At 47.1% G+C, this 21,902-nt stretch carries 22 protein-coding genes; 6 read left to right on the top strand and 16 right to left on the bottom strand.

Features of this window, described 5'->3' with window-relative positions:
- Window positions 1-132 precede the first annotated feature (132 nt).
- The 3 genes from ACZ3HG_RS11840 to ACZ3HG_RS11850 all read right to left on the bottom strand — a co-directional run bounded on the left by ACZ3HG_RS11840 (window position 133) and on the right by ACZ3HG_RS11850 (window position 2,941).
- Window positions 133-1,407 carry a dicarboxylate/amino acid:cation symporter gene (locus tag ACZ3HG_RS11840; RefSeq protein ID WP_191934419.1) on the bottom strand — a complete coding sequence of 425 codons (1,275 nt, stop codon included), beginning with the start codon at window positions 1,405-1,407 and terminating at the stop codon, window positions 133-135.
- A gap of 285 nt (window positions 1,408-1,692) precedes the next feature.
- Window positions 1,693-2,148 (bottom strand): hypothetical protein, encoded by a 456-nt coding sequence (locus tag ACZ3HG_RS11845; protein WP_465332894.1) that lies wholly within the window; start codon window positions 2,146-2,148, stop codon window positions 1,693-1,695.
- The gene (locus ACZ3HG_RS11850) at window positions 2,141-2,941 is read right to left on the bottom strand and encodes a winged helix-turn-helix domain-containing protein (protein WP_465332895.1); all 801 of its coding nucleotides are present in this window, start codon (window positions 2,939-2,941) and stop codon (window positions 2,141-2,143) included. Before ACZ3HG_RS11850 ends, ACZ3HG_RS11845 begins: the two co-directional genes overlap by 8 nt.
- A 429-nt stretch (window positions 2,942-3,370) precedes the next feature.
- On the opposite strand from ACZ3HG_RS11850, the gene ACZ3HG_RS11855 reads away from it, so the two are divergent.
- Window positions 3,371-3,748 (top strand): winged helix-turn-helix domain-containing protein, encoded by a 378-nt coding sequence (locus ACZ3HG_RS11855; RefSeq protein WP_465332896.1) that lies wholly within the window; start codon window positions 3,371-3,373, stop codon window positions 3,746-3,748.
- 612 nt (window positions 3,749-4,360) lie between these two features.
- On the opposite strand, the gene ACZ3HG_RS11860 is transcribed toward ACZ3HG_RS11855, so the two are convergent.
- From ACZ3HG_RS11860 to ACZ3HG_RS11905, 10 genes are all read right to left on the bottom strand, one after another.
- Entirely contained in the window at window positions 4,361-4,921 is a 561-nt protein-coding gene (locus ACZ3HG_RS11860; RefSeq protein WP_465332897.1) for a fimbrial protein, read from the bottom strand.
- The gene (locus ACZ3HG_RS11865) at window positions 4,918-5,418 is read right to left on the bottom strand and encodes a fimbrial protein (RefSeq protein WP_465332898.1); all 501 of its coding nucleotides are present in this window, start codon (window positions 5,416-5,418) and stop codon (window positions 4,918-4,920) included. The genes ACZ3HG_RS11860 and ACZ3HG_RS11865 overlap by 4 nt, the downstream gene beginning before the upstream one ends.
- Entirely contained in the window at window positions 5,419-5,910 is a 492-nt protein-coding gene (locus ACZ3HG_RS11870) for a fimbrial protein (RefSeq protein ID WP_465332899.1), read from the bottom strand. It abuts the gene before it with no gap.
- Complete coding sequence (locus tag ACZ3HG_RS11875; protein WP_465332900.1) at window positions 5,910-6,398, bottom strand: fimbrial protein; 489 nt, start codon at window positions 6,396-6,398, stop codon at window positions 5,910-5,912. The genes ACZ3HG_RS11870 and ACZ3HG_RS11875 overlap by 1 nt, the downstream gene beginning before the upstream one ends.
- 22 nt (window positions 6,399-6,420) lie before the next feature.
- Complete coding sequence (locus tag ACZ3HG_RS11880) at window positions 6,421-6,927, bottom strand: fimbrial protein (RefSeq protein WP_465332901.1); 507 nt, start codon at window positions 6,925-6,927, stop codon at window positions 6,421-6,423.
- A complete protein-coding gene (locus tag ACZ3HG_RS11885) occupies window positions 6,920-7,495 on the bottom strand; it encodes a fimbrial protein (RefSeq protein ID WP_465332902.1) in 576 nt (191 codons plus the stop codon). Before ACZ3HG_RS11885 ends, ACZ3HG_RS11880 begins: the two co-directional genes overlap by 8 nt.
- A 108-nt stretch (window positions 7,496-7,603) precedes the next feature.
- Window positions 7,604-8,356, bottom strand: coding sequence for a fimbria/pilus periplasmic chaperone (locus tag ACZ3HG_RS11890; protein WP_465332903.1), 753 nt, complete (start codon window positions 8,354-8,356; stop codon window positions 7,604-7,606).
- 65 nt (window positions 8,357-8,421) lie between these two features.
- Window positions 8,422-10,947 (bottom strand): outer membrane usher protein, encoded by a 2,526-nt coding sequence (locus ACZ3HG_RS11895; RefSeq protein ID WP_465332980.1) that lies wholly within the window; start codon window positions 10,945-10,947, stop codon window positions 8,422-8,424.
- A gap of 113 nt (window positions 10,948-11,060) precedes the next feature.
- The gene (locus ACZ3HG_RS11900) at window positions 11,061-11,600 is read right to left on the bottom strand and encodes a fimbrial protein (protein ID WP_465332904.1); all 540 of its coding nucleotides are present in this window, start codon (window positions 11,598-11,600) and stop codon (window positions 11,061-11,063) included.
- A gap of 69 nt (window positions 11,601-11,669) precedes the next feature.
- The gene (locus ACZ3HG_RS11905) at window positions 11,670-12,212 is read right to left on the bottom strand and encodes a fimbrial protein (protein WP_465332905.1); all 543 of its coding nucleotides are present in this window, start codon (window positions 12,210-12,212) and stop codon (window positions 11,670-11,672) included.
- 487 nt (window positions 12,213-12,699) lie between these two features.
- On the opposite strand from ACZ3HG_RS11905, the gene ACZ3HG_RS11910 reads away from it, so the two are divergent.
- The 4 genes from ACZ3HG_RS11910 (at window position 12,700) to ACZ3HG_RS11925 (ending at window position 16,942) form a co-directional block, all read left to right on the top strand.
- Window positions 12,700-14,466 carry a PglL family O-oligosaccharyltransferase gene (locus tag ACZ3HG_RS11910; RefSeq protein WP_465332906.1) on the top strand — a complete coding sequence of 589 codons (1,767 nt, stop codon included), beginning with the start codon at window positions 12,700-12,702 and terminating at the stop codon, window positions 14,464-14,466.
- On the top strand, window positions 14,463-15,074 hold the full coding sequence (locus tag ACZ3HG_RS11915) for a helix-turn-helix domain-containing protein (RefSeq protein ID WP_465332907.1): 612 nt from the start codon (window positions 14,463-14,465) through the stop codon (window positions 15,072-15,074). The genes ACZ3HG_RS11910 and ACZ3HG_RS11915 overlap by 4 nt, the downstream gene beginning before the upstream one ends.
- Window positions 15,075-15,155: 81 nt before the next feature.
- Window positions 15,156-15,575 carry a hypothetical protein gene (locus ACZ3HG_RS11920; RefSeq protein WP_465332908.1) on the top strand — a complete coding sequence of 140 codons (420 nt, stop codon included), beginning with the start codon at window positions 15,156-15,158 and terminating at the stop codon, window positions 15,573-15,575.
- Window positions 15,576-15,610: 35 nt separating this feature from the next.
- On the top strand, window positions 15,611-16,942 hold the full coding sequence (locus ACZ3HG_RS11925) for an FKBP-type peptidyl-prolyl cis-trans isomerase N-terminal domain-containing protein (protein ID WP_465332909.1): 1,332 nt from the start codon (window positions 15,611-15,613) through the stop codon (window positions 16,940-16,942).
- 54 nt (window positions 16,943-16,996) lie between these two features.
- Here the strand turns inward: ACZ3HG_RS11925 and ACZ3HG_RS11930 are convergent, their stop codons facing one another.
- Window positions 16,997-18,175 carry a glycosyltransferase family 4 protein gene (locus ACZ3HG_RS11930; RefSeq protein WP_465332910.1) on the bottom strand — a complete coding sequence of 393 codons (1,179 nt, stop codon included), beginning with the start codon at window positions 18,173-18,175 and terminating at the stop codon, window positions 16,997-16,999.
- A gap of 32 nt (window positions 18,176-18,207) precedes the next feature.
- Window positions 18,208-19,557: an asparagine synthase-related protein gene (locus tag ACZ3HG_RS11935; RefSeq protein WP_465332911.1), complete on the bottom strand. Its 1,350-nt coding sequence runs from the start codon at window positions 19,555-19,557 to the stop codon at window positions 18,208-18,210.
- 108 nt (window positions 19,558-19,665) lie between these two features.
- Here ACZ3HG_RS11935 and ACZ3HG_RS11940 point away from each other — a divergent pair, with 108 nt between their 5' ends.
- Window positions 19,666-20,883 (top strand): oligosaccharide flippase family protein, encoded by a 1,218-nt coding sequence (locus tag ACZ3HG_RS11940; protein WP_465332912.1) that lies wholly within the window; start codon window positions 19,666-19,668, stop codon window positions 20,881-20,883.
- Here the strand turns inward: ACZ3HG_RS11940 and ACZ3HG_RS11945 are convergent.
- Window positions 20,870-21,886 carry a hypothetical protein gene (locus ACZ3HG_RS11945; protein ID WP_465332913.1) on the bottom strand — a complete coding sequence of 339 codons (1,017 nt, stop codon included), beginning with the start codon at window positions 21,884-21,886 and terminating at the stop codon, window positions 20,870-20,872. The two genes, ACZ3HG_RS11940 and ACZ3HG_RS11945, sit on opposite strands and share 14 nt — an antisense overlap.
- Window positions 21,887-21,902: the final 16 nt, after the last annotated feature.

Genomic DNA, 21,902 nt, shown 5'->3' on the forward strand with positions numbered 1-21,902 from the left:
GCCGACGCAGAAGCCGCCTGAAGCATGACGGATGGAAATATGAGGGTTATTATGCAAATGCCCGTGGTGAGGGGCAAGTCACGACGGGCATTTGCAGTGATTTTTTGTGAATTAAGTACTTAAGACGACCTTTCAGGCGGTTTTTTGACGCTTTTTCCCTGCATCCAGCGTCTCTTTTAACTGTGTTTCATCCAGCTGGCCCACCCACTTCGCTACCACCACGGTGGCCACGCCATTACCAATCAGGTTGGTCAGGGCGCGGGCTTCGGACATAAAGCGGTCAATACCGAGGATCAGCGCCAGTCCGGCCACCGGCAGGTGCCCGACGGCGGACAACGTCGCAGCCAGCACAATAAACCCGCTGCCGGTGACCCCAGCAGCCCCTTTGGAAGAGAGCAGCAGCACGACCAGTAGGGTGATCTGATGCCAGATATCCATATGGCTGTTGGTCGCCTGAGCGATAAACACCGCCGCCATGGTCAGGTAAATCGAGGTGCCGTCAAGGTTGAAGGAGTAACCCGTCGGGATCACCAGACCCACCACCGATTTTTTACAACCCAGCTTCTCCATTTTGTCGAGCATACGCGGCAGGGCAGATTCAGAGGATGAGGTACCAAGAACGATCAGCAGCTCTTCTTTGATATAGGCGATAAATTTGAAAATATTAAAGCCAACCACCCGGGCAATCAGCCCCAGCACGATCACTACAAACAGCACGCAGGTAATATAGAAGCAGATAATCAGCTGGCCGAGTTGCACCAGTGAACCGACGCCATATTTACCGATGGTGAAGGCCATGGCCCCAAATGCCCCAATCGGGGCCAGGCGCATGATCATGTTGATGATGCCGAAAATCACCTTAGAGAAGCTGTCGATAAAGTTGAACACCAGGGTGCCTTTATCGCCCATGCGGTGCAGGGCAAAACCAAACAAAATGGCAAAAAGCAGAACCTGGAGAATATTACCGCTGGCAAAGGCACCGACCACACTACCCGGGATCACATCCAGCAGGAAGGCCACAATGCCCTGCTGTTCCGCCTGCTGGGCATACATCGCCACCGCTTTAGCATCCAGCGTCGCCGGGTCAACGTTCATTCCGGCGCCGGGCTGCAACACGTTCACCACTACCAGACCGATAATCAAAGCGATCGTGCTGACAATTTCAAAATAGAGCAGCGCCACCGCACCGGTGCGCCCTACCGCTTTCATACTTTCCATACCGGCGATACCGGTCACCACGGTGCAGAAGATCACCGGGGCGATAATCATTTTAATCAGCTTGACGAACCCGTCGCCCAGCGGCTTCATCTGGGCACCCAGTTCAGGGTAGAAATGGCCCAGCAACACACCGACGGCGATGGCTGTCAGTACCTGGAAATAAAGACTTTTGAACAGAGAAGTTTTCATAAAGAAGGTATCCGTTAACCGCGTTAATTGCTGTTGTTATCATCAAACGACAGCGCGAAAGTAACATTCGGTTAACAGGATTGGTATCGACTGACCGGGCCCTGGGGCCCCATAGCGCCATTTTTAAGAGCTGAATCACGTCAGCCGAAACTTGTATAACTAAAAAAAGTGAAAACCTGCCCCGGCTAACGTGTCCGGGCCGTCATTTTCAGCCATCAAACGCACGTCTGGCGGGGAACAATGAGCCTCAGCAAGAAGCTACGCTGAGGCAGGGAGTATAAAACGCTAATCTGCAGTGCAGATCATCAACGACTCATTAGGTAATGCCAGAATATAATCGCCAGAGTTCAGGCGCGTAATTTTCACTTTCAACGAAGAATACCGCAGAACACCGATAATTTTATCCAACGCAGGAACCTTATCTCTGGCCGTAATAGAATAGTAATCCCCCTCTTTTTCAAAATTGAAGTTCACCATCCCATCCACCACATTTTGCGCCGCGTGCTGGCATGACCAGCTGCCATTTACCAGCAAATACCCTTTACCGTTGCTATGCATCGATAAAAATATATCCGCAGCGCTGGTTCGCTGGCACTCATCTATCTGAAGACGGGTATGCAACCGCCCCCAGCACTCAAAGTCATTTTCATCCGGCATGTCCTCCCTGAACAACCAAACGGTAGCCATCCACAGAGCCAGTAGCGTGACGCCAATCATAAGAGCATAGGATTTCTTATTCATTATCGCCTTCGTAACGCGCATAGGTATAATTTTCACAAGGTGCTTTACTGTTATACGCACAGTAACTGAACACCTCGTGAAGAATGGCGACGCCCCGAGAGTCCAACAGCTTATCTGAAGAGAAATAGATATTTGCCGGCAGTCTGCAGTTAACCCTCTCGGCTTTCATGATTTCTTTTATTCTGGATATGATCCAGCCGGAGGATTTTCTACGCGTCAGGTCATCAATTAACCAGAAACGACACTGATCGCTGCGATAAATTTCCGTTCTTAAGGAATCCAACCGGTAATTATCGTAAACCTTATAAGATATAGCTCCCGTCAGCAGCAGAGCAACAATAGAGAGTAATGCGAACCAGGTCGGTATTAATCGCCTGGAAGCGGGCGCATTGTGCTGAAAAAAGATCGGCACCTCTGTTAAGTCAATCGCCGCAGTGGCTGGAATAGTGGATTTTTTTTGCGTTTGCGGTAAGAGCGTAATCTCTGCACTAAAAATAAATCCGTGCTTAGGAATAGTCGTAATCACACTCTCACAGCCGCAGTGTGTTAGCGCCTTACGCAGCATAGATACATAATTATTAAGATTATTACTTGAAGCATTCAGGCCGCGCTTTTCCCACAATTCGCTGAGGATACTTTCCCGGGTCAAGGGAACTTCATTACTGGCTATAAAAAGCTGTAACAATTCACTGCTTATTCTACTCAGGGTCAGCATGTCTACACTTTTATCTGAACTTATCAGGGTGTAATCCACTGGGTTAAACGTCACCACCCCATTAATTAAATAGTGCATACCTGGCCCTCAGAACTGATCATCACACTTTTTTTATTATCTACACTGTACTTTATTAGTTTCTTCCGCCCGACGAGCCCTTTCTGGTGCAAAGTCCGCGCTGGCACAGCGAAAATCAGGATGAAAAATCCTGCTTTGAGTCTATAGCAACTTTCACAAATATAACAACACCGGAGCATAAATCTACATACCAATATTTATCAGAATAAAAAACTAAATCAAATAGACATAGCGATATATATGACCATTTAAAATGGCGAGGTGGTAAAGTTATTTGCATCGGTAGGCACCCATCATCGGTGAAATCAGGCCCCTGTAATACGGAACAACTTCACCATGCTGCTGAGCTTACCTCACCTCTTACGATATATTCAGGGTATCCCTTTTATTTCGTGAGTCATTATTAATGAGATAAAAAAGTAACTCTCCATGAAAAATGTCACCTATTTTGAAAACGACATACTGGTTCTTGACGTCAAAAAATTAATACTGAAACGTCATAATAAAAAAATTGTCTTAAGCAAACATCAAACGCGTTTAATCGATGCACTGATTAAAGGCATCAATGAAAAAAATGATATTATGGCTATGGTATGGAATAACACCTTAAGTAAACCTAAAGAAAACAGCTTTAATCAGCTTGTTTTTCGTACCCGTATGCTGCTGAACGAAAATGGTCTGCCAGACGATTTTATTCTGACTATCCCGTGCTATGGCCTGTGCATCAATAAGAATTATATCAGCCGTGTATCAACCAACTCCGGGTTTTCGACCCGACTGTATGATGATCACTCCTGTCTTTGTTAAATAAGACCAGGGTGAGGGTTTTCTCATCCCTAGTATTTTGAATAACAGTAACAGAAAAGAGAGGTGTATAAACCCGGAGTGATTCTATAATCAGTACTGCACTCGACTGTCAAATACCCGGTTTAACATGACTGAGTGTTGATCTTAATCATAAATTGTTCGTACCAGAACTCGCATCGACATGACTCTTCAAGGGTTTGTTGTAAATATTTTTTATTTAAACTCCATCATGAATCACCAATGTATTAATGCCACCGGCCAGTGATAATTTTACTGTTGCAGTAAGGGTACAACTTACGGTAAAGCTACTTTCCACCTTAAACTGCTTCAGTTTAATCTCATTGATAGCTTCATGGTCAAAAATATCTTTCCCACCTTAATAATAGAGACTGCACAGACCGGACACCCTCCCGAAAACCTTCGTGAGTCCATATAATGATCACTCCTACCTGCATTAATCAGTAGGATCACTGAAAGTTAATAACCATATCAACATGTGCAATTAACTGCTCACTCATAACTTTATTTTTAACTTTACTCCAGACCATTAAATACTGAAGTGGCAACTATTTCATTAAGAATGATCAATAAAACAATATCTTTTTAAAGTTACTACTCATACTCCAGTGAAAATGTCGCTGTTGCACTAAATGGGCCGAGTTCTATTTTCTGGTTTGTTAATGCCTGCGGCTCACCCTGGACGTACGCCTTCAGTGAGATGATATTATGTCCGGCACGTAATGGGTATTTACTGCTTGCTTTATTTACGGGTAAAGGCTGAGCCTCAGATGTTTCCAGCCCAATCGCAAAACCTTTCGCCTTGCTGGCAGAATCAATGGCCAGCAGCCCAGGCAATTGTCGGTTTTCTGTACCACGGAACGCAACGCTCACCGTAGTGCCAAGACTCAAGTCACATTCCGAAAGATGCAACTGGAATTCCTGGCCCCGGGTGCGCTTATTCAGATAAAGGTACTTGTCAATGATTGTCCCAAAATCCAACTGTATACTTTCATCACCCGGGGCAATCAGGCAAGGCTGTTCGATCAGCGCACCCGTCATTTTCACATTATCTATCGCATAAGCATTACTACAAAGCTCTGTTAATAGAAAAGCGCCGATGCCGCAGTGATAAACCGTTTGTAAAAGGCACTTCCTGTGTCGGCAGTAGGTCATAGGTAATTAACCCTTATCGTTGCCGCTGCACTAAACGCCCCGGCAGTGAGTGTGCTGCCGGGTTTTTTTACCGGTACAGCCTCTATGACCGGGAGACGTCCGTGAACCATCACTATCTGCATATTTGCCGTAAAAGGCTGGCCATCGATAAGCATACGAATACCCAAATTATCCCGGTCACTTTGTATTGCTGCATTATCGTAACTGGTGGTTTCTCCCGTAAGAAGAAGGGTGACCAAAAACGGTTTTAAATCAGCATCACAAACAAATTTATAATTCACTCTCTGTTTGTAGTTTTTACCGTCAACTTTTCTTACGCCAACCCGATCGCCAAAATTCACCTGAGATGTTTCACCCATATTAAATTCACAAGGGGGGGGCTCCAGCAAAGTGCCTTTCAGTATGAGATTATCCGCTGCATGACCTGACGGGCCGCATATCACGCTGAGCATCAACAAAAACTTTATACCTGTAACGCTATGAATTTTTTTTTGCATTTACTGATACTCAATCATCATGGTTGCAGTTGCGATGAAACTGCCACCGGTTAGAGTAGAGCCTGTTTTTTTAACGGGCACCGCCTTTAACTGGGGTTGTTGCGGAAGCGTAAAGTTAAGCCACTGATTCACTGGCAACGCTTTACCGTCGGCAAAGAATGAAATGCTAAGATTGCTTTTGTCTGTGGATAAATTTTTCGCGTCAAAAGCTGCCCCAACGCCGATTATCTGCATACGTAGCGTATTGAGCGGCGGAGTAGTACACACCAGGTTATATTTCACCTCCTGGCTGTAATTGATCCCATCAACGCGTGTGGTGATGATCGTCGCACCAAAATCAATATTGATCACATTTCCACTATTAAAGATACAGGGAGGATCATCCAGAACCGTTCCCTGAAACGTCAATCTGGCCTCTGCCAGTGCAGAAAAAGGCAGCGTGGTCACAGTTTGAAGAAAGAAGAAAATAACAAAGACTTTTTTATTCATCATTATTGATATTCAATATAAGTAACCACATAACCGCTAAATGAACCAGATGGAATTTTCATATCGGGCTTTTTTACCAGTGTCATCTTCAAAATAAATTTCTTAGGATATGTAAAATTAACCCACTCATTAACTGCAACTTTCCTGCCATCCATTGTCAACGCAATACCCAAATAAGGATTAGTCAAACCAACGACATTTTTATCAAAGCCTGAGAGTGGGGCACCACCATAAAATCTTATTTTTAGCGCATTCGTTACCGGAGCCTGGCATACTATATTTAAGTCTATCTCGCGGGTGTAATTTACACCATCAATTTTCCTTGGAATAATATCATCACCAAAGTTAATAAAAACACCGCTTTCTTTATTTTCAACCACACATGAAACAGGATTAATGAGTGTTCCTGAAAATTTTACATCGGCAGATACTGCCCAGGCCGAAGAAATATTCATAATACTCATTATCACAGAGGCGATGATTTTTTTCATGATCGTATTTTCTTTAGCATTTTCATTGATAGTCCAGCGTCAAGGTCGCCGAACCTGAAAAAGCCCCCGCTTTCAGCGAGGCATTACTTTGCTTAACCGGGGCGACTTTTAACAATGGCTTATCTGGCCAGGTAAAATTTATCCACTCATTGGGGCTAATTCTGGTGTTTCCATTATAAAGAGCGATACCCAGAGCGGCCTGATCCGTTTTTATCGCCTTAGCATCAAAACTGGTGGTCAGGGCACTAATCTTAAGTTTAAGTGCATTGTTTGCATTGTTCTGACAGGTAATTCCGTCGTTTATTTCAGTGAGTGCATAACTGCCGTCAATTTTGTCAATGCGAACCATCTGACCGAAGTCAACCTGGACTGGCTGATTACCATTGATCACGCAGGCAAGTGCAGCAACGACGGTGACTTTCACCGTGACATTCGTCACGGCGACAGCAAGCGGGCTGGTAAGAAGACCGCCCATTATGCTGAGGCAAATGAGAATATAGCGGCCCCTTCCCATTATTCTGTCAGTCATAACTCAGCCCCACATTGATTTTGGCCTGGAATGCCCCTGCCTTAAGTGGCGCAGTGGTACGTACCGGAATGAGGGTGTAAACCAGTTGGTTGTTACCCGGCGTCAACAGCAGATTGGCCCCCTTACTGCCAAGACGAATATCGCGACCCAGCTTATCCGTGATGCGCAGCGCAATGCCACTGGCTCCCCAAACCTGTATCAGCTGTGGGTTATCGGCATCGGCCGGAGCGAAAAAACTGATCGTGGCAGCGGGCTGCCCCGGACTCCAGCGCAGATTACCGCTGCGTTCGTCCAGCGAACGTGCAGGACCTGCAATGCAGTCCTCAAGCTTCAGCTGAACCTGTACCGGCGAGCCTCGATCGCCTGCGTGACGCAGTCGACCCGTGGCAATATAACCCAGGTTAATATCCTGCCAGGCAGAGGCCATATCTAGCCGGCATGCACTTTCGCTCAGCACACCATGCACCTGCATGACCCCATTAACGTCATCTGTCTGCACGTTATTGACCGCATGCGCCGGGAACAGAACGGTAAACCCCGTCATGATCGGAACTGAACTTAGCAGCACAGACAGATTTTTCCTGAAACGCTGGCCGATAAGTGACCCTTTAACTGTGCTCACACTCCATGTTTTCTTCCACATACCCCCCTCCTTGCGTCATAAATTAACACTGGGTCAGTGAACCTTGACGGCCTCAGCTTTACAGTGACTGTCGCTGCAGTTGAATTTAAGCTGCGGACGCCCACCGTAATCATTGATGTAGGTCAGAACCGGACTGTTGCCGAGATCACCGATGCCGACTGACAGGGTGGCCTTGCCTTGCGGATCCAGCATTACGGGTTCAAAACCTTTCACCGACTCCCCTTTGACCGCACGGCTGCCATCCACCAGGGTGACGTAATAAGGAGTGGGATTGCTCGCTACGTAACGATCGCCCTGCCTGGCGAGCGTGACTTTTTCCTGCCACGGCACACTCATTGACCCGGTAGTATTCATCAGCGCAGCCGGGCGATAGAAAAGCTTGATGCGCGTCTGCAGGGCAATCTGTAGAGTATTTGGTTTATCCGTGCGCGGCGGGATCTCACGAAGGTTGAAATAAAACAGCGATTCGCGATCCTGTGGCAGGCTGTTTACTGCGGGGAGGCCCTGTATTTTTACCTGGCTCTTTGCACCGGGCTCAATACGCTGTACCGGGGGCAAAACCGTCAGCGGGCTGCTGACTTTGTTACCCTGTGCATCTTCAATCCAGCCCTGGGCCAGATAGGGTAGCTGCCTGTTCTCATTACTGACGTTCAGACTGATCGACTTCTGACTACCGTCGTAGATCACGCGCGTGCGATCCAGCGCGATCGCGCCGAAGGCCGAGGGAGCAGCCAGTGTCACCAGCAGACTAACGGTCACTGCAGTGGTGTTGATTGTTAATGTCATGGTAACGATCTCATTCAAAGTTATAATATCGGATCCTTTTCAATTAACGCGATCCGGCTCAGATATCAGTCATCTTCTGCCACCAGCCGTCGGCACGGCAGCAGTAAATCGGTATGGTTACTGTTAGAAAGAATCTCCGGCAGCGACAACTCACACTGCGCTTTCCCCCCCCAGTTCACCTTCATATGTTCATTGGCTCTGATGCCGCTGAGATAGACGCTGCCATCATCACTTACGATGCCGACATTCTGTTTTTTGGCATTCAGTACCGTTGCACCAAACGGCGGCACGGAGCCGTCTGCCAGGCGGATCACCGCCATTGCCTTCTCTCCGGCTATAACCTCAAACTTTCGATAGCCGATGGCCCCCTCAGTCAGGGTGGCCTGCACCACTGAACGCACGGCTTCGGCATTTTCTGGCATATTGTTGAGGTCGATACTCACCCGATTGCGATAATAGCTACCAACGTCGGTCACCACAGCTTTGCCAAAATAGTTGGAGCGCGTATTCGCGCCGTAACCACTGAGTGGAATGTCGGCAATGCCATCGGTATCCAGCAACATACGCGTCCCCCCCTGAGAGCCGCCACGATGCAGTGCAGCACCTTGCAGTGTCGCGGTTCCCCCTCCCTGTAAAGTCAATCCCGCAGAAGAGTATTTCCCCTCCTGATAACTGACATTGGCATTAACCTCGGCGAGGTCTCCCTGATGGTTGTAGCTGCCGCTGGCCGTGGTACCACTGCGAGACATTCCGCTGCTGATCTGGTAGCTGTCATCATTATTAAGCCGGTCGTAATAGTTCAGCTGGTGAGAGGTGTTATCCCGGCTGAATGAATTGCTGTAGCCCACTGACCCCCGATTCCCCCATGGCAGCGACAGTGACAGGTACATGCCATCGTCTGTGATATCGTTATATTTATTGCGATAGCCGGTCATTGACAGACTGATATTTTTAAAACTGCCAAGATCAAAATAACGCGACAGGGTCAGGTTATAACGGTCATTAGCCGGACGATCCCAGTAGGTCTGATGGCTGTAGTTCAGATAGGCGCTCATGCCCAGTTCACGAAACTGCTTATTGAAGGTGATGGTGTACATCTCCTTGCTGTTCTGTGAACGTAAGCCATTCGTACGCGCCTCCAGATACTCGCTCATGCTCATATAGTTCTTTTCCGAGAAACGATAGCCAGCGAAGGTCACCTGGCTGTCATAGTCGTCGAAGGATTTTGAATAACTCAGCCGGTATGAGCCTCCGGAAAACGTTGCCTCTTCACCCGGCAGGCTGGCGCGAGACTGCGTTGCATCCAGCGACAATGCGCCGAACATCAGCAGGTCGCGGCCCATTCCTAAGGCAACCGCGTTGTAATCCCCCCCGGTTACACCACCGCCGTAAACAGACCAGCCGTTACTGATCCCCCAGGAAAACTCGCTGGTGGTGAACAACGGTCCGCTGGTCTGATGCTGCCAGTTATTGGGCCGCCCGATCGCCACCTTATAGCGCACGGTCCCGGGACGGGTCAGATAAGGAATACTGGCGGTATTAAGCGTAAATTCCTGTACGCTGCCGTCCTGCTCTTCGACCCGCACGTCCAGCTGTCCCGTGACGGCATCATTGATATCCTGAATACGAAACGGCCCTGAGGCCACTTGGGTTTCATGGATCACACGTCCCTGCTGGCTGACGATGACTTTGGCATTCGTCTTTGCCACACCGGTTACCTCAGGGGCATAACCTCGCAGGTTAGGCGGTAACATCGTGTCATCGCTCATCAGGCTTACGCCGGCAAAGCGGAAGCTGTCAAAAATGTCGGAGTTAAGATAGTTCTCACCGATAATCAGCGATGCGCCTAAGCGGGGGAGCGCACGGTAGGCGTAATAACGACTCCAGTCCCAGCTATTTTGTGTCGAGGAATTCTCCCCCCCTAAACGGTCATAGCGAGTTTGCCAGTCGGCACGAAGTCGCCAGGCACCGTAGTTCGCACCCACAGTACCGTTACCGCTGACGCTGCTACTTTGCGTACCCGTTTTTAACTGCCGCTGGGTCTGGGTGTTGATGTTGTAATCCAGCAAAATACCTGGAATACCGTTGTCCCAGCGGGACGGCGGGTCCCAGTCCTCGGCGGTGTACTCGAGCCAGGACTGCGGGATCCCCAGATAAAGCACAGCGGTTCCCAGATCCCCCTTGCTGGTCATCCCATCCAGGCTACTGATTAACAGACACTGGTCCTGATGCCACCAGGTCAGCCTGTCATCCATGCCAGGCTTCAGGCCAAACTGTTTAACCATATCGTGGGTAATACAGGGCTCACTCCCTTTTGGGTCGCTCTCCGGCACAAAATAGGTAACGGGCTGCTCAGGCAGCTCTTGCTTATTAATATGAACAGACATGACGTAATCGCCCGGCATAATATAGCCACTGCGCGAGAACTGATCTAAATCGAAATTACTCCGGTCACTGACATCAAGGACATCCGTGTTGAATGAGAATTCTTCTGCCCCAGCAGTAAAAACTCCGCCACTAATCATATAGCTAAGAATAAGCGCCATAATTCGCGGGCGCGAAGGAAATAACTTTAAATGTGACAACGCCATTTTTGCAGGCATTTTATTATGTTCCATCAGGCGCTACTTCCATTTTTATGAAATCTGCCCTGTTGATATAATCAGACACTAATCATTCGGGCTTTTAACTCTACAATTTTTCTCTAGTAATAATCCATTTTGAACTTCACCGTAGAGAAGTACTCTCCGGCTCGTAATAATTTATTATTGCTCACTAATCTCAATGAGTATTGCAATGGCATCTCAGTTTTATCGACATTGATTTTTGGTAACGGTAATCCAGGACGTGCCACGTTGCCATGGCCGTCAACAATTTGCAGAGCAATTCCCTGAGCATCGCCACTTAAACCAAATAAACCCGCATCGTTTATGCCATCAAAAGTGATCTGATAATGCTGTTCGTCATCCAGATTTTTTGTATGGTTTGCCTGCCTACAGTTGACTAATTTTATCTCTAAGGGATGATCGATACTCTGTCCGCTGCGGATGATTTGAACCATCGGTATAAAGCCCATATCAATCGTCTGATCGCGGCTCTCCGTATCAATCGCACAAGCTGTTTCAATAATTGATCCCAGCATCTTTACCCTGCCCCAGCTATGAAACTGAGTGGCAGAAACCGGATGTAAACCGCTAAAAAAGACGAGTAACATAAATGCGCTGATGCTAATTTTTGCGTACATAAGCGACCTGACAAAAATAGCGGATAAAAAAGCATGTGGGAGGTCCCACATGCTGCAGCTCATGCTATGTTACTGATAAGCTAAGGTAAAGTTAGTTACGCTATTGAAATCACCCGGGGTAATGCCTTCAGAAGCACCGTCACCCTGCAGGTAAGCAGAAAATGCCAGAGTATTGTTGCCGTCCTGCAGCGCCTGAGCAGAGGTTGGTTTACCCAGCTCCAGTACTTTGCCGCTACCGTCAGTCATCGCAATACTTGCGCCTTTTGCCGTACCGGTCATGCCCAGCATGCCTTTAGTCGTGCCTGCAGCACCTGTAAAGGTCGCAGTCACCGCTTTACTGGCCCCTTCCAGGTTGCATTTTTCTAGCTTGATGTAGAAATTCCTTGGCGTAGAAATGCCTTTATTGCTGTTTTCAGACAACGCAACAGTAGAGACCTGACCGAGGTTTACGGTCTGATCAATACTGTCTGGATCGATTGAACAAGGTGAATCAATAATTGAACCAGTAAAGGTTACAGTACCGTGCCCTTGATCCACGACAGCTGCTGCGTGAGCAAAGGTAGAGACACTCATGGCCAGAGCTAAACCCAGAACAATTTTGTTCATTTTCATCTTACATTCCTTTAAATGAATTTTGGAAAGCTTTTCCAGAGGAAGGGAAACAAAGATCCCCATCCTAATCGTAAACAACCGGTAACAGACGACGGCCAGATGAGTATTCGATGAAAGGTCACATAAAATAACCAATGAAATATCTCACCCTTACATTTCGTCTGAAAAAATTATTACAAAAGAGCTCTTCATTTAAAAGGGAATGAATAACATCGAGTTAACTTCGCAATAATAGAATGAAAGGGAAACAATAAAATAATAATAACAGAGATAAAATCTAATAAAATTACTTAACACAACATAATCAATCTCATTATTTGTTCAGTGTGGTTTTTGTTCTGTATTTTAGTTTTTTTACGATATAATAGTCCGACGCCGCTTTTGGCCGGATACGTGTAACTGGATAAGAATTCTTATTTAAACCCTTTTTTAGCTAACGGTAGTGAGCTTTACAGAGTCGAAAAATCTTAAATTAGCAGGTAATCGCATGTATTTAATGAAAGAAAAGGCTGGCTCTCAATTTTACTGTGTCATGCAGAGAATGCCGCTCATACTGCTAATGATTTGGCTTGTGCTACTGATACCACTTTATTTACCGAATATGGGTGGGTCTGGGTTAAAGCTTCCGATGAACATCCTGACATGGGGAATGATTGCTGCCATTACTGTGGGGATATGGATAAGCATCTCTCATAATAAACCTGTTTATTTTGGCTCAACCACCCGAATTATTTTACTGGCGATCATGGTACTTTTTCTGCCTTTGCTCTTTACCCAAAGTCAGTGGTACGACACTGCCGGTTCGCGCTGGGCTGCACTGATGGCAGGGGCTCTCTTTACGCTGTCGCTGCGGCAGTACAGCCTGTTTCAGGAACGGTTTCGCTGGGTATTAACCGCGTTACTTTTTGCCATCACGCTCCAGGCGGTAATAGCAACAGGACAACTTTTTACGGTGCACCGCATCCCGGATTATTTCGCCTATCCTATGTTGAATGGCCGCCCTTACGGCGTTTTCCAGCAGGTTAATCTGCTGGCCAGCTTCATCGCCACCGGCCTTGCACTGGTACTGGGGATGTTTTGCATACCCGGTATGACCCCTGCCCCTGGCCGCGTGAAAATGATCACCAACCTGCTTCTGGCAGCGTTGCTGGTGTTATTTACGGCCTTACTGGTCTGGCTACAGTCACGCATTGGCTGGCTGGGTGGATGCATGGCGTCCCTGCTGCTGCTGGCGGTGGGATTCAGAGTTGCGCCAAAAAAAGCGGCGCTCGCAGCAGGACTCACAGGCGCTGGCATCGTTCTGGCTTTGATAGTGAAGTCTCACGGTGCTCTGCCGTCTGTTACACATGCAGATTCGAACTATGCCCGACTGATTATCTTGCAGGACACGCTGAAGATGATTGCCGCCAGGCCATTTCTCGGCTGGGGTTACGGTAGCTTTGAGTTCAGTTTCCAGCACTTTCGTGCTGCACAACACCTCTCGACCCTGGGATTAGGGGTCGTGCGCCACCCGCACAATGAAATTTTACTCTGGTGGGTCGAGGGTGGAATGGTGGCACTGTGTGGCATGTTGGTGCTGATAGCAGCCGGAGCCCATGTCCTGTGGCGAGCCTGCCGCATATTTTTGACAAAATACGGGCATAAAAGCAGCCCGCTGCCCCTGGCTCTGATCGGCATACTGCTCCCGATGCTGCTGCATACTCAGACAGAGTTCCCGTTTACCTCGTCAGCACCTCACTGGGCGGTGTTTCTGATGCTGGCGGCACTGCTAGCCGGTCAGTTGAATATCACTCCTCAGGTCTGCATAGCTCCCTGCCGGATAAGCTGGATAAAGGTGCCGGTTATCGTTCTGTCACTGGCGGCGCTGGGGCTATTTTCATATGGACTGTACGCCAATCTGGTGCTGAATAAGGCTGAACGCCATCAGTTCAGGGATTTCGAACATACGCATGCAGTTATGAAATATGACCTGTGGATCAACCGTGAACGCTGGCAGTACGATAAAAACCTTCACGATCTCCTGGTTTTTAATAACACGCGAAATATAAAAAACTTATACCTGTATCAACTCTGGGCTGAGCAATATTTGTTATCCCGCATAGACAGAAATGTGTATGGCAATCTGGTCGGAGTTTTAGCTTTACTTAAGGATGACCGGTATCAGCAGATTAAACGGGAAGCTTCGATTATGTTTCCTGACGACAAGCGATTTGACATGGAAGAAATTAAAAAGAAACAGGAGGTTACGAAATGAAACGTGTTTTTAAAGTGTTAATTGTTGATGAAAATAGAATTTTCTCAACGGGGTTACAAACCTATATTGAAGAGTATTTCTCCCAGAAGAATATGCCCGTTTTTTTCATGTCCGTGCCTCATGCTTATCCAATGGCCGACATGATATTATGGGCCACACCCAACTCCCATTGCCCCAAAAACTCACTCCCGTTCGGCCTGATACGCCATGCGTCTTATATGAAAAAACTGGTGCTGGTAGCGTCAAAGGGAGACCAGTACGTGAGCAGATACAACATATCGTCGATCTTTTACCGACACCAGGGCAGGGGGGTATTATGTAAACTGATCGATACCATCGTTAAGGGTGCAAATGACCCGCATATTCAACCCCATCGAACCTACGGCGATCTGCAACTGACCTCCCGTCAGCAGCAGGTGCTGTACTTGCTGTCACGGGGCATGTGTATCAAAGAGATCTCTTCTGTCCTCAAAATTGACGAAAAAACGGTGAGTTGCCACAAGCGTAAAGCGATGGCCAGGTTGAATCTTTCCCGAACCACCGATTTGTATCGGTGGCTGATTGGCAACTCTATGGCAAAAATTGCCGAAGGATCACCCTCGTCCTGAAAGGCCACCGGTTCAGCACAGGCATACGCCCGCATATGTTCTTCCCCCCTACGTGACAGATTCGAAATGACAAGGAAAGTTATGTCCCTTTTTTTAAAAATATCTCAGCTGAAGTTGTTGTTAGTGGCCTGCCTGCTGGCGGGTTGCCAAAGTACGGCTACAGAAGCTGAAAAGTCGCATGATGAGATCGCACCTGTGGATGCCATCACGGGTGCTGAGGCACAAACCGAGGTTGATGAAGATACACTTCGCCTTCAGCAGTGCAATACGACTCTGGAAGCGTTACACAGCGTTAATGCCCGGCAATTCAGTACTTATCATCAGGCTTTTGAGCATCTGATGAAAGGCGCTGCGCGCTATGCCAGCCTGCGCACACGTATCAACAACGAGACCCAGGATACGATTGATTCCCTTTACCGCTATCGTGTGAACAAACTTTGTGCCCAAATTGATCAGGCCATCCTGCTCGGCCTGGTCGAACAGGGAGAATCGGTAAAATGACCCTCCCGGCAAGAACATGGATATGGCTGACCGTGATGACAGCTGGCCTTCTGGCCTCATTTTCACGGGCCGAAGCACCGCAGCAAAATCATATTCCTGCGTTGTTACAGTTTGCTGAAAAGTATCAGGAAAAGGCAGGCAGTTTACCGCAGGAAGAGCCGTCGAAGCCACCTGTCAGCAGCCCCGATCCCACACGTCGCACTGCCCCCCCCGTGCGGACATCTCCCCGACCGGGAAACTGGAGTATTAATGCTAAAGAAGTGGCAACATTGCGCGCCACCATCACACAGCTCACTCAGGAAGTCGGCGCTTTAAAAAAACAGCTTCGCCAGTCTAACGAGGTAAAACCCTTTGTGCCGCCTGACCTGAAAGGTGTCCGTGCGATGGGCAGGGAATTCCGGCATGCGCTAGCCATCACACCCGATGAATTACAGGCCGCGAGGAAGCTTGAACTGGCGAACCAGGAAGTCGCTGCCGCACTGAAAAAGGAAGAGACACTGCGCGATGAGCTTGCCCATGTAAAGGAACAAAACAGCACAATGGCGGCACGTCTGGAAGTCATGAAGGGGGAGTCACAGCAGCATGCGGTGGCTCAGGCAGAGGCACTGAAACAGTTACAGGAAAAGAGCAGCAAAGAGATAGATGAACTGAAGACGGCACTAACGGTAGCAAAAAAAGAAGTGCTGCTCCCTGCCCTGGGGCCGGACAAACTCAATACGGAGAAAACGCGCCAGGATTATGCAGCCGGCATTTCCCTTGGTGAAGAGATCCTGCAGATGCAGGAAGAGCGTTATCATTGGGGTATTGATACCGATAAACAGCTTATTCTGGCTGGCATCGTGGATACCTTTAACGGCAGACGACGCTTAGATGATGAGGTATTAAATGCGGCACTGCTCGCGGCAGAAAAAGAGCTAAGTAAGGCACGGGAGGAGACTCTCCTTCATCAACACAAAACAGATGATAATTTCCTCAATACCTTTAAAAACCGCAAAGCGGTTAAACACACGGAAAGTGGTTTCTGGTATCAGGTAGATTATGAAGGGGACAGTGCCATTCCGGCAGATGCCATCGTAGATGTGGTGGTCAAAGAAATGCTGACTGATGGTACCGTCATTCAGGATATGGAAACCTCTGGCGCCACGCTGTCGCAAAAGATAGCTGATTTTCCCCCGCTGTTCAAAGAAGCGCTATCACTGCTGAAGAACCACGGTTCCATGACGATGGTGATCCCCCCGGCGCTGGCTTACGGCGAGAAGGGTTATCCCCCCCGAGTCCCACCTGATGCCACTATGGTCTATCAGTTACGTATCGCAGAAGTCTACCCGGAAGGGACGAAGATAGCGGAGCATCAGCCGGAAAGCTGATCCCCCGGCCTGCCGATATCCGGCAGGCCGGTTCAACCCAGATATAAGATACAATTAATTTAGTTTCGGTCTTCCTGAAGGCTTCGGCGCTGTGATTATTTGCGGGCTGAAGATATTATCCAGGGCAGACATATAGCTTTTGATAACAGCCCCTTCATCAAATTCTTGCTCCATTTTAATACGACTCCTTTTACCCATTTCGCAACGTTCAGCGTGCGACAGGTTTATCATCTTGTCGAGAGCCAGTAAGAGGCTGTCAGTATCCTGTCGCTGACAGAGAAAACCATTGATACCGTGATCGACAGTTTCACGGCAGCCTACATTATCCGTTGTCACTATCGGTTTACCCATTGCTCCCGCCTCCAGCAAAGATTTGGGCACGCCCTCGCGATAGTAAGACGGCAGAACAACGCAGTCTGACTTTGCCAGTTCGAGCTCGACGTTATCCGATACACCCAGGTATTCAATGATCCCTTCTGCGGACCATGCTGCCATTGTCTGTGCGGTTATTGCCGAGGGGTTATTGACATCAAGAAACCCTAACAAGCCAAACTGACAGCCGTCCCCATAGATTTTTTTTAGCATCCTGGCACAGTCTACGTACTGCTCAATCCCCTTTGAATAAAGCATACGGGCAACGAGAATAAACCGTACCACGCCATCATCTGGCGCATCTGTTCGGGCAAAACGTAGCAAATCAACACCCGAACCAGGTATACGCTCTGAGCGAGAATAACCAGGGATAATATCGTTGATGAACATGCTGCGATCTTCTTCGTTCTGAAAGAAAAGAGTCGCAGCGCTACCCTGGCTTACCTTATACAGCAGGCGGCAAAAAGTCCGTTTGATGCCACCGTTTACAAAAACATTCCCCAGCCCAGCAATATTGTTAATAACGGGGATAGAAAACATCCTTGCAATCAGTGAAAAATAAATGTTGTTTTTTGGCGTGAAATTTAAAATAGCATCAAACCGCTGAATAAAAATCACCCTAAAAATAGAAAGCAACGTTTTAAAATCCTTAAAAGGATTCATCCCCCCCTGATCCATTTTCAACGTAATATAATTACACCCAAGCTGTATCAACCTTTCTGAATACGCATCTTGAGGGGCAATTGCTACAACCTCATACCCCTCAATCAATAATCGCCTTATCGTATTTCTTCTGAAATTATAAAGATACCAACTGGTATTTGCGGTAATGGCGATACGCTTGCTTTTACTTTTAAGCATAAATTTATCTTCATCCTTGACCTAAAAGTTAATTAACTTTTTAAAATATATGAAATTGAGAAATTATTTATTGTTTCCCCGCCGGTGTTAAAATCAACCTGAAAGGGGCTGGTGCGGCTGTTGTGAAAAAAATCAGACCAGTATTTTTTGGCAGCAGTAACAACAGGATATTTATAAACTCCCGACTTGATACTATTTGAAGGTGGAAAATAAAAGTATTTTGTAACGAAGCTCTGGTCGAGAAACGGTAAATTAAATCGATAACCAAATGATTCTGCGAGTATATATTTTTGCATTTCCCTCGCAGGTAGCATACGGAACATAAAGAAGTAGCGTATGACCAGATGAAAATCACCCAAATGATCATAAAGAGAGTTCAATTCCTTGTTGAGCCATTTCTGTACATGATTATCGGGTGAGAGTAATTCGGCCTCATTTTCAACTAATGAGCGAATGATCATTGCAACTGGATTTGCAGCCCCCAGGCAATTCAATGATTTTGTCATACGATAGAGACACCTTCCCAGCGGATTTTTTTTATTTCTCCACACCGGGAGCCACCCTAAACATTGTCCAAGAAGGTGATACCCTTTTTTTGTGTAAAAATCATAAAGCCTGTCGTGGGGGAGCCCGGAAAAAAGTGAATCAGCGCCCTGTCCATCTAAAATCGTTTCTTTTCTTTCTGCCTCTTGCGCAGAAAAAATGGCAGGCATCACCAATGCAATTTTATCGGCGATGGGTTCTGCCGTGTAATCAATAAATTTTCCTGCCATGATGGTGAGGTCATCATTGACTCTCACTTTCCTGAAAGGAATATTTTTTGATTCACACATTTTTTGCGCTCTGATGCTCTCATCCGGCATAGAAGACATAAAACAGTTAACCGCACTGTCTGTCATATCCAGTTCATGAGCAATCCCCAACAGCAAGGACGAATCCAATCCGCCGCTGAACAAAATCTGATATTTACCATTTTCTTCTCTTAAATAACCTTTAATATCATTCTGGATTTCCTGTTGTAATTCCAACGTGCTGTCTTCATATTTAATCACTTCAGGATAGCGCGTCACGCATGAGTAAGGTTTATTTAGACAAATGCCAATATAAGGCGCGAGCAGATAGACGTTATCGTATAAGGTAAACGGTGGATTGATAAATCCGTAACGCAGGTAAAACTCTTTTGCGTGCTCATTGACTGTTAACCGTTTTTCTTCTCTCATCTTTATGAGACTATTTGAAACAACAGCATACTTTCCTGTAAAAAAAATATAAAATCGATTTTTTATATCAGTGTTAAATATCACACCATCCTCGACTTGCAATCCCAACGCCTGTAAAGAGTCACCAGCCAGTAGTGAGCAAATGCTTATCTTCAGTATCATAGCCTGCCTCATTTGATCTACATTTTACTATTCAATCTTTTCTATATTTGATAAAATTAATTCTCAGTAATTATTTACCTGGCAAATTTCTCTACGCAGGATTTCAGGATGAGTATAAAAAACCGATTCAGCGAAACTGCTTTTAATGTCTTAAGCCTTTCTTTAATTAATGTGCTGAATCTTGTGATGATGTTAGTCACCATGCCGTATTTATCACGCGTATTAGGACCAGAGAATTGCGGGTACTATTTTATCTTCATTTCCGCGTCACTTTTTGCGGGGATTTTGACAGATTACAGTACGCAGATAACAGGTGTACGACAGATCGCACAACATCAAAATCCGACACAACTCCAGCCCCTCTACACTGAGTATCAGGCTGTCAGAATGCTGTTTGGGCTGTGCTCGTGTCTGATTTTCACGACATATACGCGTTATACCGTCCCGCCCGTATCAATCATCACAGCACTCAGTTACTTCGTTCTGACTCTGGGTGGCCACTACCTGACTGCCGCCTGGTTTCACCAGGGGATTTCAAAACTGAGCGCACTGGCTGTCTCAACACTGGTATCGCGCCTGTTGCAAATCGCCGCCTTGCTGTTACTGGTTAAAAGCCCCGGAGACATGTTAACTGCAGTATTTATTAATGCCTTTTCCTACGCCGTGACCGGTATTTGTGCGTTGTGGTACCGCGTGACCTGCTTATCCATCAAGGAACATCTCAATTTTAATCAACTCCTGCGCACCATCCGACAGGGATGGAACAGCTTCGTCGGCGATTTTTCCCCCAATCTGTATAGTAATATTCCGCTGCTGGTGATTGGCTCTCTGGTTAGCCCACCGGTTTTTGCGGCGTATAGCATGGCGATGCGTCTGGTGGCCATCGCCGGTGCCGTTCAGCTCATGCTGTCCAAAGCCGCCTATCCTGTCATTGCTAAAGGTAAAGGCCAATTTATCCACCTGATGTACCTCAATATTTTGTTATCGCTCATTCCTGTGCTGATTATCTGGTTATATGGTGATCAGGTGATGGCGTTATTTCTGGGAAACACCTATCCAGACGTAGCTGACTACATGAGATACCTGAGCCCCGGCATCTTCTTTAACGGTATATTGACCGCCTTTGCCTACGGCTATTTCCTGCCAAACCGTCACGATCGGGTGTTCCGTAACATTTCAGTATTCGTGTCGCTGGTCTCTGCTGTTGCAGGTTACGGGATGATTTATGCCTGTTCAGTTACGGGGGCCATTGCCATGTTCGTGTTTGCAAGGATATTGTTTGTCTTCTGCTATGTTCTGGCTTACCGTCGGCTTAACCGTCCCTAGCAGGACGGTTGCGGGCGGCAAGGAAAAGCATGAAGATGCACAGAGGGAAGATAAATCCGGAACGGTAGCGCACAGCAGAGCCCGGATTGAACAAACCAAATGGGTAGTGGGTAAGGAATAAAACCACTACAAACGTTATCATCAATAAAAAACCCATGACGTTAAGATGATTACGGTAAAAAACAGATCGCCAGACATTCGCGACAATGAAACCAAAGAGAAAGTATCCTTCTAATAAGGATGGCAACAGTTTGGGCGAACGCACAGCTTCCTCAATTGTTGGACCAATAAAGGCCATCAGCGCCCCGATGGGGAGATACGTGAAGAAATCCCATTCACTCAGCCAAAATGTATTTTCCCGGGTCGATCCGCCACTTTGAGAAAAATGCAGTGGCATGATCTGGGTGTAATAGTAAATTTCATGTACATAATGAATACATAATCCGATGCAGATCGCCAGCATGATGACGATCAGCGACAGCATTAATTCTTTTTTGAAACCGGCGTAGTAAACCAGAATGCCCAGCAGTGACAGGTAAATACTCACGGAGTAATGCGGCTTTATAAAAGTTAATAGCGCCAGGCCGACTATTTGCACCAATGAGAAAAATCGTCGGCGTCGCGTTAAGACATCTATCAGCCCACCCGTGCACAAGCAGAATGAGAACAGTACAAAGACTTCTTTCGACAGAATAGATGTCCAGACACCGAAGGACGGCAGGGCCATCAGCAGCAATGCCAGTGAGGTATGCCGTGGAGAAAGTTTCGCTTTTTCCAAAAGGTATACCATTCCCGTCACTGATAGTCCGACCGACAGGACAGACCCACCCCATTTTCCCAGTACGCTGCCAATGACCGACATAAGATACGCAGTACTGGCAATATTATTACGCTCCAGGTATTCTCCGCTCAGATAATCCTGCGTATCTCCCAGGGAGGTAAATTTAGCAAAGACCAGTACTGCAAAGAAGGCGTAAGCGATCTTAATTGCTCCTGTTACCACTAACTGATTCCGTGAT

Source organism: Erwinia sp. PME.40.26/001, from assembly GCF_055556675.1.